This window comes from Micromonospora yongxingensis, from assembly GCF_052601155.1.
On sequence record NZ_JBQXEO010000038.1, the window covers coordinates 35,193 to 48,433 of the forward strand.

The 13,241-nt window shown below is 72.3% G+C and carries 9 protein-coding genes; 2 read left to right on the forward strand and 7 right to left on the reverse strand.

What is annotated here, in order from left to right; translation table 11 throughout:
• Positions 1 to 176: 176 nt before the first annotated feature.
• From thrB to argS, 7 genes are all read right to left on the reverse strand, one after another.
• On the reverse strand, positions 177 to 1,121 hold the full coding sequence (gene thrB / locus ACTWLT_RS30050; RefSeq protein WP_445321254.1) for a homoserine kinase: 945 nt from the start codon (positions 1,119 to 1,121) through the stop codon (positions 177 to 179).
• 64 nt (positions 1,122 to 1,185) lie between these two features.
• The gene (locus tag ACTWLT_RS30055; RefSeq protein ID WP_445321255.1) at positions 1,186 to 2,427 is read right to left on the reverse strand and encodes an MFS transporter; all 1,242 of its coding nucleotides are present in this window, start codon (positions 2,425 to 2,427) and stop codon (positions 1,186 to 1,188) included.
• Positions 2,428 to 2,577: 150 nt separating this feature from the next.
• Positions 2,578 to 5,859, reverse strand: coding sequence for an efflux RND transporter permease subunit (locus ACTWLT_RS30060; RefSeq protein ID WP_445321256.1), 3,282 nt, complete (start codon positions 5,857 to 5,859; stop codon positions 2,578 to 2,580).
• 152 nt (positions 5,860 to 6,011) lie between these two features.
• Positions 6,012 to 7,061: a threonine synthase gene (thrC, locus tag ACTWLT_RS30065; RefSeq protein WP_445321257.1), complete on the reverse strand. Its 1,050-nt coding sequence runs from the start codon at positions 7,059 to 7,061 to the stop codon at positions 6,012 to 6,014.
• 137 nt (positions 7,062 to 7,198) lie between these two features.
• Complete coding sequence (locus ACTWLT_RS30070; RefSeq protein ID WP_445321262.1) at positions 7,199 to 8,518, reverse strand: homoserine dehydrogenase; 1,320 nt, start codon at positions 8,516 to 8,518, stop codon at positions 7,199 to 7,201.
• 8 nt (positions 8,519 to 8,526) lie between these two features.
• Positions 8,527 to 9,909 (reverse strand): diaminopimelate decarboxylase, encoded by a 1,383-nt coding sequence (gene lysA / locus ACTWLT_RS30075; protein WP_445321258.1) that lies wholly within the window; start codon positions 9,907 to 9,909, stop codon positions 8,527 to 8,529.
• 6 nt (positions 9,910 to 9,915) lie between these two features.
• Positions 9,916 to 11,583, reverse strand: a complete 1,668-nt coding sequence (argS, locus tag ACTWLT_RS30080) for an arginine--tRNA ligase (RefSeq protein WP_445321259.1) — start codon at positions 11,581 to 11,583, stop codon at positions 9,916 to 9,918.
• 97 nt (positions 11,584 to 11,680) lie between these two features.
• On the opposite strand from argS, the gene ACTWLT_RS30085 reads away from it, so the two are divergent.
• Together ACTWLT_RS30085 and ACTWLT_RS30090 are read left to right on the forward strand one after the other, a co-directional pair.
• The gene (locus ACTWLT_RS30085) at positions 11,681 to 12,478 is read left to right on the forward strand and encodes a thioredoxin-like domain-containing protein (protein ID WP_252418723.1); all 798 of its coding nucleotides are present in this window, start codon (positions 11,681 to 11,683) and stop codon (positions 12,476 to 12,478) included.
• 8 nt (positions 12,479 to 12,486) lie between these two features.
• Positions 12,487 to 13,155, forward strand: coding sequence for a DUF305 domain-containing protein (locus tag ACTWLT_RS30090; protein ID WP_445321260.1), 669 nt, complete (start codon positions 12,487 to 12,489; stop codon positions 13,153 to 13,155).
• Positions 13,156 to 13,241: the final 86 nt, after the last annotated feature.

The following is a 13,241-nucleotide window of genomic DNA, read 5'->3' on the forward strand; positions in this document are numbered from 1 at the left end:
GGTATCCCGACTCACCAGAGGTCGGTGAGCAGGTCTCGCCGTCTGCGGCGACCTGTGGAAACTGCGGTGCGGCGTGGGCCTTGGCAGGGGTGACGGGCTGACCGCCGAGAGCTTCGGGGGTGCGCCGCCCCGCAGGAGATCGCGTGCTTCGCGGCTGTGCTAGGTCTAGAGCGTAATCAACTCTTCCGACCTGCGGCAACAGGGTCCCGCTCGGCGTGTCCAAGTCTACCCCGGGCGACCCGCGCACCGCTGACGTCTATCGGTAACTTCCAGATCTGCCAGTCTGTTCCCAGCGGGAAGCCCGCTGAAGGCTCGCTGAGCGCCAGAACGGTCGGGCCGGCCCCACTGACCACAGCCGCCACACCAGCCGCTCGCAACGCGTTGACCAGGGCCGATGTCGCCGGCATCGTGGGTGCGCGGTAATCCTGGTGGAGCCGGTCGACGGTGGCGGGCAGCAGCAGCGCCGGGTCCGTGGTCAGCGCGTGCACCAGCAGCGCCGCCCGCCCGGCGGTCAACGCGGCGTCGCCGTGCGGCACGGTGGCCGGCAACGCGGCCCGCGCCGACGCGGTCAACCCGCGCACCTCGGGCACAAAAAGAGTGGGCCGCACCCCTTCGGCGACCGGCAGGGAAACCGCGCGGGCGCCGGTCGGCTCGGACCAGGCCAACGTGAAGCCACCCAGCAGGCACGGCGCCACATTGTCCGGGTGGCCCTCGATCTCGGCGGTCAGCCGGAGGACTGCCGCCTCGTCCAGCCGCCGCTCCCCGTCGGTGACCAGGGCACGGGCCAGCAACACCCCGGCGACGATCGCGGCGGACGACGAGCCCAGCCCGCGCGCCTGCGGGATCCGGTTGACGCACTCCACGCTCAGCCCCTCGGGCTGGGCGCCGAGCACGTCGAAGGCGGCCCGCATCGCCCGCACCACCAGGTGCCGGTCGTCGTCGGGCAGCTCACCGGCGCCCTGCCCGGTCACCGTCACCCGGACCCCACCCGTCGTGACCTCGGCGGCCAGGTCGTCGTGGAGACCGAGGGCGAGGCCCAGCGCGTCGAAGCCCGGGCCCAGGTTGGCACTGGTGGCGGGGACCCGGACCCGGACCGGCCCGGCGGTGAAGTTCGTCGGCACGGGCTCATGCTAGGGGTCGGCACCGACGTTCCGGTCCCGCGCCCGCAGCATGGGACCGGTGCGCTCAGCCGGCCGGGTCCGGAACCGGCGTGGCGGTCGGCTCGGTGAGCGAGAGCCGGCGGGTCGCGATCCGCCAGCCGACCGCGTACACGAGGGTGACCAGCCCGCAGCCGGCCAGCACCACCCGCTCGTCCACCACGTCCACCACCAGGGCGACCGCGAGCTGGCTCACCGAGATGGCCAGCGTCGCGAGCATCATGTCGGTGGCGAAGACGCGCCCCCGCAGCCGGTCCGGCACCTCGCCCTGCAGCGCGAAGTTCGACATCACCCAGTTGCTGCCGCCGGCGAAGTGCGCCACGAAGACCAGCAGCAGCACCAGCGGAAACCAGCGGACCACCGAAGCACCCAGGTAGGACAGGCCGTAGAGCGACATGGACAGCGCCAGTCCGGGCAGCAACCAGGACCTGTTGGTCAACACCCGACGCATCAGGATCGGGCCCACCAGAGCCCCCGCCCCGCGCACCGCGAAGAGCAGGCCGGCGCCCAGCGAGCCGACCCCGTACACGCCGGCGAGCAGCGGGAACACGGTCAGGACCCCGTTGCCCAGGCCAACCGCCGACTTCACCGTGACCAGCGCCAGCACCCGGGGCCGGTGCCCGATGTAGCCGAGCGCCTCGCGGACCGCCGCCCAGGTCCGCTGGGCCGGCCGGTCGGCGTCCCGGGGCGCCTGCAACGGCCGGCGGATCCGCCCGGCGAGGCCCGCGGCGAGCGCCAAGCCCACCGCCGCCACCCAGAAGCAGACGTACGGGCCGGCCGCCGAGCTGAGCACGCCGCCGAGCGAGGCGCCGACCACCGTCATGGTGCCCCAGGCCGAGCCGGCCACCGCGTTGCCGGCCGCCAGCTCGTCGGGCTCCAGCACGTTCGGCAGCGCGGCCTGGGCGGCCGGCGAATAGAACGCCTTGGCGACCGCGACCACGCCGATCGCGACCAGCGCCAGCCAGGCCGTTCCGGCCCGTACGCCGAGCAGCAGCAACACGCCGAGCAGCGCGGCCACGTTCGCGGCGATCATGATCTTGCGGCGGTCGAACCGGTCGGCCACCGTGCCGGTGTACGGCAGCAGCAGCGCCACGATGCCGGTGTCCACCGCCAGCACCAGCGCGCCCCAGACACCGCTGCCGGTCAGCTGGGGCAGCAACACCAGCAGCGGCACCATGACGAACCAGTCGGCACCGAAGACCACCAGCTCGGCGAGGAAGAGGTTACGGAAACTCCGGTTACCGGTCAGGACGGAGAGGGTGGACGCCACGGAGCAGGACCATACCCGGATGACAACGTTCGATACCGCGCCCGACCAGCCACGACCGGTCTCCGGTCCACCCGCGACGTTCCGACCCGGAAAGTCGCGACGCCCCCGGCGGGTCGAAACCCGCCGGGGGCGTCGCACGACGCGGTCCGACTACTCGGTCGGCTCCGACGGGGGCAGCGGCGAGGTACGGCTACGGGGCAGCCGCAGCACCTCGAACTGGTCCGTGCCGTCCACCAGCGCACCCGACGGGGCAGGTCGCCCCGCCACCGGCTGCGAACCCTCGGCGTGTGCCACGGCCGGCGCACCGGACGGCACCGCGACCTGGTTCGGGCCGGCCGGTTCGTCGGTCGCCGGTCCGGTCACCACCGGCTCGCCGGAGCGCCGCTGGCGGCGCCGCTCCCGCAGCGACTCCTTGGTGTGCTCCACCATCGTGTACAGCGTCGGCACCAGGATCAGGGTGAGCAGCGTCGAGCTGAGCAGGCCACCGATCACCACGACCGCCAGCGGCTGGGAGATGAAGCCGCCCTCACCGGTCAACCCGAGCGCCATCGGCAGCAGCGCGAAGATGGTCGCGACGGCGGTCATCAGGATCGGGCGCAGCCGGCGACGGCCACCCTCGACCACCGCCTCCCCGACACCCATGCCCTGGGCCCGGTACTGGTTGATCAGGTCGAGCAGCACGATCGCGTTGGTCACCACGATGCCGACCAGCATCAGCACGCCGATCAGCGCCGGCACACCCAGCGGCGTCCCGGTCACGAGCAGCAGGCCGATCGCGCCGGTCGCCGCGAACGGGATGGAGATCAGCAGGATCAGGGCCTGGGTGAGGCTGCGGAACGTCGCCACCATGATCAGGAACACGATCGCGATCGCGGCCAGCACCGCCAGGCCCAGGTCGCCGAACGCGTCCGCCTGGTCCGCGCTGACGCCGCCGATGACGAAGGTCGCCCCCGGCACGTCGATGCCGTCCAGCCGCTTCTGCAGCTCCTGGCTCGTGGCGCCCAGGTTCGAGCCGGTCGCCGTGCCGGTCACGGACACGCTGCGCTCACCGTCGATCCGGGTGACCTGCTGCGGCCCCTCGGCCTGGGTGACGTCCGCGATGTCGTCCAGCTTGACCGGACCCACCGGCAGCGCCCGCAGTTCCTCCACCGACACCGGCGGCCGCGCGCCCAGCCGCAGCACCACGTTCTGCTGCTGGCCGTCGAGCGCGACCTGACCCAGCGGCGCGCCGCGGAACGCCTGCGACACGAGCTGACCCACCGCGGCCTCGGTGAGCCCGACCCGGCCCGCGGCGACCCGGTCGACGGTCACGTCGACCCGCGGCACCCGCGCGGCCAGGCTGGTGGTGACGTCCTCGACGTCCGGAACGCCGGCCATCGCCGTCCGCGCCGCCTCGGCGGCCCGGGTCAGCACCTCCGGATCGCTGCCCTGGACGATCACCTCGAGCTGGCTGGTGGAGGCGTCCTGCCCGCCGCCGAAGCTGATCTCGCCCAGTCCGGTGCCGAGCTTGTCGAACTCCTTGCGCAGCACCTCGCGCATCTGCTTAGCGTCGGTGTCCCCGTCGAGCGCCACCGACCAGGTCGCGGTGTTGTTGCCGCCGCCACCCGCCCACGGGTTGTCCCCGCCGCCGGCGGTCACCTGGTAGGTCTCCACCCCGTCGGTACGCCCGAGCACCGTCTCGACCTGCTTGGCGGCCGCGTCGGTGGCGGTCAGGCCGCTGCCCGCCGGCAGCTCCTGCTGGAAGCTGAGTGTGTCCTGACCGGAGTCGTCCAGGAAGTTGGTCTCCAGCTTCTGGGCCAACCCGAAGGTGCCGAAGAGCACCAGCAGACCGAGCCCGACGGTGATCCAGCGGGTCGACCGCTTGCGGGTCGCGAACCCGATCACCGGCAGGTACGCCCGCTGCAACGGGCTGCGCAGTTCCTTCTCCTCCGCGCCGCGCCGTACCGCCTCGTCGTCGGCGGTGCCGCCACGCGGCTTGAGGAACCAGTACGCCAGCACCGGGATCACGGTCAACGACACCAGCAGCGAGGCGAGCAGGGCCACCGTCACGGTGATCGCGAACGGCGCGAAGAGCTGCCCGACGAACCCGCCGACCAGCGCGATCGGCGCGAACACCGCGACCGTGGTGAGCGTGGACGCGGTCACCGCGCCGGCCACCTCGCGGACGCCGGTGATGATCGCGTGGCGCTTCTCCTCGCCGTACTCCAGGTGGCGTTTGATGTTCTCCAACACCACGATCGAGTCGTCGACCACCCGCCCGACCGCGATGGTCAGCGCGCCGAGGGTGAGCAGGTTGAGCGAGTAGTCGCCGATCCAGAGAGCGATCAGCGCCACCAGCACCGAGAGCGGGATGGAGACCGCGGTGACCACGGTCGAGCGCACCGACAGCAGGAACACCAGGATGACGATGACCGCCATCAACAGGCCCAGCAGGCCCTCGGTGGTCAGCGACTCGATCGACTTCTCGACGAACGGCGCCTGGTCGAAGACCACGGTCAGCTCCGCGCCGGAGGCGTCCCTCAGGTCGGCGAGCCGGTCCCGGATCTCGTGGGAGATCTCCACGGCGTTGCCGTCGGGCGCCGCGGTGACCGCGATGCCGAGGCTGTCCTTGCCGTTGGTCCGGGTGATGGCGGTGGCCGGCGCGAGCGTCTGCTCGACGGCCGCGACGTCACCGAGACGGACAGGGGTCGCGCCGGGGGCGACCACGATGCCGCGCAGGTCGTCCAGGGTGGTGACCGGCGTGCCGACCTGCACCGGGAGGGCCAGGTTGCCGTCGTTCACCGCGCCGGCCGGGACCGCCACGCCGTTGGTCTTCAGCGCGGCGCCGATCGCCGTCGGCTGGAGCTTCGCCGCCGCCATCCTGGCCGGGTCGGGGGTGACCACCACGACGTCGTCGCGGGTTCCGGTCACCTCGACCGTGCGGACCCCCTCGATGCCCTCCAGCTCCGGCACCACCGTCGCGCGCAGCTTCTCGGCGAGCGCCCGCTCGTCCGCGGTGCCGGCCGCAGCCAGCACCACCGCTGGCAGGTCGTCGGTGCTGCCCGCGATGACCTGCGGGTCGACGCTCTCCGGCAGTTGGGCGTCGATGCGGCTCAGCGCGGTCTGCATCTTGTTGACGACGTCGTCCAGGTCGGTGCCGAACTCGTACTGCACCTGGACGGTGGCCGACCCCTCACGGGAGGTGGAGGTGACCTTGTCCAGACCGGGGATGCCCTGGAGGGCGTTCTCGATCGGCTCGGTCACCTGCGACTCGACGATCTCGGGTCCGGCGCCGGGGTAGGAGGCCACGATGAACGCGGCCGGGAACTCGAGCGACGGCAGCAGTTGCTGCTTCAGCGACGGTACGGCGAACGCTCCGAACGCCGTGGTCACCACCGCGATGAGGGCGATCAGCCCTCGGTTGGCGAGGCTGAATCTGGCGAGCAGCGACATCGGCCTGGCTCACTCCTGGAAGAGACTGCGGGCGGGGATACCCGAAAGTGTGCCGGACTGGATCACCCTGACCCGCGCCGGCCCCACGCCGACCGTCACCGGCCCCGTTTCCGGAGCTGACCGCCGCCCAGGCGCGGCGGCGCGGCGGCCGCTCAGGCCAGGTCGAGGGCGCGGGCCGCCGCCAGCGGGTCGTTCGCGATGGTCAGCGGGGCGGGCGCCGTGGAGATCGCCCACTCCGGGTCCTTCAGGCCGTGGCCGGTCACCGTGCAGACCACCGTCGAACCGGGCGGCACCGCACCCGCCGCCGCGTGCTGGAGCAGGCCGGCGACGCTGGCCGCGCTGCCCAACTCGACGAAGACCCCCACCTCGCGGGCGAGCAGCCGGTACGCGGACAGGATCTCCCGGTCGGTCACCGCCGCGATCAGACCACCGGAGGCGTCCCGGGCGTCCAGCGCCTTGGTCCAGCTCGCCGGGTTGCCGATCCGGATCGCGGTGGCGATGGTGGACGGCTCCGGCACCACCTGGCCGGTGACGATCGGGGCCGCGCCGGCGGCCTGGAAGCCGTACATCTTCGGCGCCCGGGTGGTGGTGCCGGCGGCGTGCTCCTCCGCGTACCCCATCCAGTAGGCGGCGATGTTGCCGGCGTTGCCCACCGGCAGGCAGTGGATGTCGGGCGCGTCACCGAGCGCCTCGACGATCTCGAAGGCGGCGGTCTTCTGCCCGTGCAGCCGGTCGATGTTGACCGAGTTGACCAGCGCGACCGGGTAGTCCTGGGCGAGCTTGGCGGCCGTCGCGAGGCAGTCGTCGAAGTTGCCGCTCACCTGGAGCAGCTTCGCGCCGTGCACCAGCGCCTGGGCCAGCTTGCCCAGCGCGATCTTGCCCTGCGGCACCAGCACCGCGCAGGTCAGCCCGGCCCGAGCCGCGTACGCCGCCGCCGAGGCGCTGGTGTTGCCGGTGGAGGCGCAGATGATCGCCTTGTTGCCGGCCTCGACCGCCTTGGAGACCGCGAGGGTCATCCCGCGGTCCTTGAACGAGCCGGTCGGGTTGGCGCCCTCCACCTTGAGGTGCACGTCGCAACCGAGCCGCGCGGAGAGCACCGGCGCGGGCAGCAGCGGGGTGTTCCCCTCGTGCAGCGTCACGACGGGCGTGGCCGCGGTGACCGGCAGCCGATCCCGGTACGCCTCGATCAGACCCCGCCACATGTCGCTCTCCTCGCCTCTACCGCCGCGTCGACCTGAGGACCAGGCCACCCTGGACCAGCCTGCCCGAGCCACCGGTGGCGCACCCCGGGTTACCCACCTGGCGGGACGCGCGCGCCCCACCACCGGGTGTCAACGACTCACGCCCCGCCCTCGACCCGCAGCACGCTCGTCACCGACCGGACGATGTCCAGACCACGCAGCTCGCCCACCGTCGCGGCGAGTGCGGCGTCCGGCGCCACGTGGGTGACGATGACCAGCTCGGCGTCACCGGCCCGGCCGGTGGCGCCGGTCGACCCACCCGCCGAGCCCTGCCGCACCGTCGCGATCGACACATCGTGCCGGGCGAACACGCCGGCCACCGCGGCCAGCACACCGGGACGGTCGGCCACGTCCAGGCTGACGTGGTAGCGGGTCAGCGCCTCACCCATCGGCCGCACCGCCAGGTCGGCGTACGCGCTCTCGCTGGCCGCCCGCACCCCGGCGAGCCGGTTGCGGGCCACCGCCACCACGTCGCCGAGCACGGCGCTCGCGGTCGGCGCCCCACCGGCACCCCGGCCGTAGAACATCAACTGCCCGGCCGCGTCCGCCTCGACGAAGACCGCGTTGAAGGCGTCGCTGACGCTGGCCAGCGGGTGACTGCGCGGGATCATCGCCGGGTGCACCCGGACGCTGACCGTCTCCCGGCCGGCGGGGTCGACGCCCCGGGCCGCGATGCAGAGCAGCTTGATCGTGCAGCCCATCGCCTGGGCGCTGGCCACGTCGGCGGCGGTGACCTCGGTGATGCCCTCCCGGTGCACGTCGGCGGCGCCGACCCGGGTGTGGAACGCCAGCGAGGCGAGGATCGCGGCCTTGGCCGCCGCGTCGAAGCCCTCCACGTCGGCCGTCGGGTCGGCCTCCGCGTAGCCCAGTTCGGTGGCCTCCTCGAGCGCCTCGGCGAAGCCGGCGCCGGTGGCGTCCATCGCGGAGAGGATGAAGTTGGTGGTGCCGTTGACGATGCCGGTGACCCGGTTGATCCGGTCCCCGTGCAGTGACTCGCGCAGCGGACGCAGCAGCGGGATGGCCCCGGCCACGGACGCCTCGTAGTAGAGGTCACCGCCGCCCTCGGCCGCCGCTTCGTGCAGCGCCACGCCGTCCTCGGCGAGCAGCGCCTTGTTGGCCGTGACCACGCTCTTGCCGGCGCGCAGCGCCTCGACCAGCCAGCCTCGGGCCGGCTCGATGCCGCCGACCACCTCGATCACCACGTCCACGTCGTCGCGCTTGATCAGGCCGAGCGCGTCGGTGGTGAACAGGGCGGGGTCGACCGGCAGGTCACCGCGGTCGCGGCCGAGCCGCCGGACGGCGATGCCGGCGATCTCCAGCGGGGCGCCGATCCGGGCGGCCAGGTCGCTCGCCTGCTCGTGCAGCAGCCGGACCACCTCCTGGCCGACCGTGCCGCAGCCGAGCAGTGCCAAGCGCACAGGTGACGTCATCCAACATCCAATGCCAGCAGGTCCTCTTCGGTCTCCCGCCGGACGATCAGGCGTGCCTGGCCGTCACGCACCGCGACCACCGGCGGCCGGGGTACGTGGTTGTAGTTGCTGGCCATGCTGCGGCAGTAGGCGCCGGTGCCGGGCACCGCGACAAGATCTCCGGGCTGCACGTCGGCGGGCAGGAATTCATCCTTCACCACGATGTCCCCGGACTCACAGTGCTTTCCCACCACGCGGGCGAGCAACGGCTGCTCCGTCGAGGCACGGGAGGCCAGCGTCGCCGAGTAGGACGCGTCGTAGAGCGCCGTGCGGATGTTGTCGCTCATCCCGCCGTCGACGCTCACGTACGTCCGGATGCCGTCGAGGTCCTTGACCGTGCCGACCTCGTAGAGGGTGAACACGGCCGGCCCGACGATGGCCCGCCCCGGCTCGATCGACAGGTGCGGGACGGCCAGGTTCTCCGCCGCGCACTCCGAGTCGACGATCTTGCGCAGCCGCTTGGCCAGGTCCTGCGGAGTGGCCGGGTCGTCCTGGGTGGTGTAGGCGATGCCGAAGCCGCCGCCGAGGTCCAGCTCGGGCAACTCCACCCCGCGCGCGTCGCGGATCTGCGCCTGCAGGGCGAGCACCCGGCGTGCCGAGACCTCGAACCCGCTGGTGTCGAAGATCTGCGAGCCGATGTGCGAGTGCAGCCCTCGCAGCTCCAGCACGTCCTCGTCGAGGATCTTGAACGCGGCCGTCGCGGCGGCGCCACCGGCCAGCGAGAAACCGAACTTCTGGTCCTCGTGCGCGGTGGCGATGAACTCGTGGGTGTGCGCCTCCACGCCGACGGTGACGCGGACCAGCACCCGGGGGCGTACCCCCCGCTCGCGGGCCAGCGCGGTCAGCCGGTCGATCTCGGTGAACGAGTCGACGATGATCCGCCCCACGCCGGCGTCCAGCGCCCGGCCCAGCTCGGCCACCGACTTGTTGTTGCCGTGGAAGCCCATCCGCTCCGGCGGCATCCCGGCCGCCAGCGCGGTGGCCAGCTCGCCACCGGTGCAGACGTCGAGGCACAGCCCCTCCTCGGCGATCATCCGGACCACCGCCCGGCAGAGGAACGCCTTGCCGGCGTAGTAGACGTCCTCGGTCGGGAAGGCGGCCCGGAAGTCCCGGCAGCGTGACCGCAGGTCGTCCTCGTCCAGCACGTACACCGGGGTCCCGAACTCGGCCGCGAGGTCGCGCACGCTCAGGCCCGCGACGGCGACCGCGCCGTCGGCGCCGCGCGTCACGTTGCGCGGCCACAGCGCCGGCACGAGGGCGTTGACGTCGTCCGGGGTACGCAGCCAGGGCGGCCGGCTGCCGATGTCGCCGTGCAGCGCACCAGCCTCGTGTGCACGCATCAGGGACTACATCCTCTCGGGAGCGGACACACCCAGCAGGTGCAGCCCGTTGGCGATCACCGTGCGGGTGGCGTTGTTGAGCCAGAGCCGGGCGCGGTGCAGGTCGGTGACCTCCTCGTCGCCCAGCGGCAGCACCCGGCAGTTGTCGTAGAACCGGTGGAAGGAAGCGGCGACGCTCTCCTCCAGGTAGCGGGCCACCCGGTGCGGCTCCCGCAGCTCGGCGGCCGTGGCCACCACCGCCGGGAACTCGGCGAGCGCCTTGAGCAGCTCGTTCTCCTTCTCGTGCCCGAGCAGCTCGGGGCGGAAGTCGTCGGCGTCGCCCTGGAGCAGCCCCACCTCGGCGGCGTTGCGGGCCACGCCCGCCGTCCGGGCGGCCACGTACTGCACGTAGTAGACCGGGTTGTCGCGGGTGGCCCGCGTCCACAGCTCGATGTCGATGTCGATCGGTGAGTCGCTGGAGTAGCGGGCCAACGCGTACCGGGAGGCGTCCACCCCGATCGCCTCGACCAGGTCCTCCAGAGTGATGACCGTGCCGGCCCGCTTGCTCATCCGCACCGGGGCACCGTCGCGCAGCAGGTTGACCAGCTGCCCGATGAGGATCTCCAGGTTGCGCTCCGGGTCGTCACCGAAGCAGGCGGCCATCGCCTTCATCCGGCCGATGTAGCCGTGGTGGTCGGCGCCCAGCATGATCACGACCCGCTCGAAGCCGCGCTCCCGCTTGTCCAGGTAGTAGGCGCAGTCCGCGGCGAAGTACGTCCACTCGCCGTTGGACTTGCGCAGCACCCGGTCCTTGTCGTCACCGAAGTCGGTGGTCCGCAGCCAGGTGGCGCCCTCGGACTCGTACACCTGGCCCTGCTCACGCAGCCGGGCCAGGGCGAGGTCCAGCTCACCCCGGTCGTGCAGGTCCTTCTCGTTGAAGTAGGTGTCGAACTCCACCCCGAAGTCGCGCAGCGAGGAGCGGATCTCGTCGAACATCAGCGCGACGCCCTCGACCCGGAACACCTCCTGGGCGGCGTCGTCGTCCATGGTCAGCACGTCCGGCCGGCGGGCCTGCACCTCCGCGGCGATCTCACCGATGTACGCCCCGCCGTAGCCGTCCTCCGGCGCGGACTGACCCTTCGCGGCGGCGAGCAGCGAGCGGGCGAACCGGTCGATCTGGGACCCGGCGTCGTTGAAGTAGTACTCCGTGCCCACGTCGGCGCCCGTGGCCCGCAGCAGCCGGCTGAGCGCGTCACCGACGGCCGCCCAGCGAACCCCGCCGATGTGCACCGGCCCGGTCGGGTTGGCCGAGACGAACTCCAGGTTGATCTTCTCGCCGGCGAGCCGGTCGCTGCGGCCGTACTCCGCGCCGGCCTCGACGATCACCCGCGCGAGCTGACCGGCGGCGGCCGCGTCGAGGCGGATGTTGAGGAAGCCCGGCCCGGCGATCTCCACCGACTTGACCCCGGGCGCGCGACCCAGCTCGTCGGCCAGGGCGGCGGCCAGATCACGCGGCGGAACGCCGACCTTCTTGCTCAACTGCAGGGCGAGCGTGGAGGCGTAGTCGCCGTGCTCGGGGTTGCGGGGTCGCTCCACCGTCGTACGCTCCGGCAGCGCGGCCTGGTCCAGGCCCCGCTCGGCGAAGACGGCGTGGGCGGCGGCAAGGACGACCGAGGCGAGTTCTGCAGGAGTCACCCAGCCATGTTATCGGGGGTAGACTCGGGCACTCGGCGGCTACCCTGCGCGTCATCCGGCCCGCCACTCCCCTGACCGACCGACCTGACGAGGCACGATGAGCATCAGCACCCCGGGCGGCCCTGAGCGCCGCCCGACCGTGGTCAGCACCGGCAAGAAGCCGGCCGCGGGCCGGCCGGCGTCCGGCGCCAAGGCCGGTTCCGGCAAGCCGGCGAGCACTCCGCGGGCAGGTGGCAAGGGTCCCCGCAAGCCGATCGCGCCCGTCAAGGTGAGCCAGGGCCGGGCCTGGGGCCCGATCGCGCTCTTCGTCGCCGTGGGCGTGCTCGCCGCCGGCATCATCGGCTACGGCGCCTGGGCCTCGTTCCAGGGCTCCAAGCCGTGGGACAAGCGGGCCAACGCCATCGACGGCATCGTCAACATCCGCAAGTCGGACCCGGACAGCCTGAAGTACGAGGCGCACAAGTCCGGCCCGCTGACCTACAAGTACTCACCGCCGGTGGGCGGGGTGCACAACGCCGCCTGGCAGAACTGCATGGGCGACGTCTACGACGCCCCGATCGCCAGCGAGCACGCGGTGCACAGCCTGGAGCACGGCGCCGTCTGGATCACCTACCGGCCGGGTCTGCCGCAGGACCAGATCGACAAGCTCGCCGGCAAGGTGCGCGGCGTCGAGAAGATGATGCTGAGCCCGTACGAGGGCCTGGACAAGCCGATCTCGCTCCAGGCGTGGGGCTACCAGCTCAAGGTCGACAACGCGGACGACAAGCGGATCGACGAGTTCATCAAGGACCTGCGGGTGAACGCCTCCGTCGAGGGCCCGACCGCCCTGTGCAACACGGGCATCACGGCCACCGGCACCACGCCGCGTGAGCTCCAACAGCAGCCCACCCAGTAAGGACGGCGATGACTGCTCCCGCCACGACGGACACCGAGCACGACGAGGCACCGGGCGCCCCGGACGAGGGCGTCCGGGCGCCGGTGCGGCGCTACGGCCTGCTGGCGCTGGCCGCCATGCTGGTGGTGGGCCTGCTGCTCGGGTACGCCGGCGGCCTGCTCACCCCGGGGCTCACCCGGCCCGGTGACACCTCGGTCGAGGCGGGCTTCGCGCGGGACATGACGACCCACCACAGCCAGGCGGTCGAGATGAGCCTGACCGCCTACCGGTCGGCGACGCTGCCCGAGGTGCGCCAGATCGCCGTCGACATCGCCACCGGGCAGCAGGGTGAGATCGGGGCCATGCAGACCTGGCTGCGGCAGTGGGAGCTGAGCCCGACCGGGTCTCAGCCGCCGATGTCGTGGATGTCCGACGGGGCTTCGGTCAAGAACGGGCTGATGCCGGGCATGGCCACCCCACAGGAGATGGCCGCGCTGCGGGACGCCCAGGGCATCGAGGTCGACCGTCAGTTTTTGAAGCTGATGATCAACCATCACCTCGGCGGCATCCACATGATCGACGCGGCACTCGGCGAGACGGACAACGCCGAGGTGCTCCGGGTGGCGCAGACCATGAAGGCCACCCAGCAGAGCGAGCTGAACAACCTCCGGCAGCTCCAAGCGCAGGCCAAGGGCTGACCCACCGCACGGCCATGCTGGGCCCGCGTAGCCGCCGTACACCGGCGGGGGGGGGGAAAACAGCGAAGGAGGAAAACGACGCGGCG

Bases quoted from the DNA above. Each gene is read 5' to 3' on its own strand.
- ACTWLT_RS30060 (WP_445321256.1), bottom strand. From the start codon at position 5,859: ATGTCGCTGCTCGCCAGATTCAGCCTCGCCAACCGAGGGCTGATCGCC.
- ACTWLT_RS30085 (WP_252418723.1), top strand. From the start codon at position 11,681: ATGAGCATCAGCACCCCGGGCGGCCCTGAGCGCCGCCCGACCGTGGTC.
- ACTWLT_RS30090 (WP_445321260.1), top strand. From the start codon at position 12,487: ATGACTGCTCCCGCCACGACGGACACCGAGCACGACGAGGCACCGGGC.
- lysA (WP_445321258.1), bottom strand. From the start codon at position 9,909: ATGCGTGCACACGAGGCTGGTGCGCTGCACGGCGACATCGGCAGCCGG.
- thrC (WP_445321257.1), bottom strand. From the start codon at position 7,061: ATGTGGCGGGGTCTGATCGAGGCGTACCGGGATCGGCTGCCGGTCACC.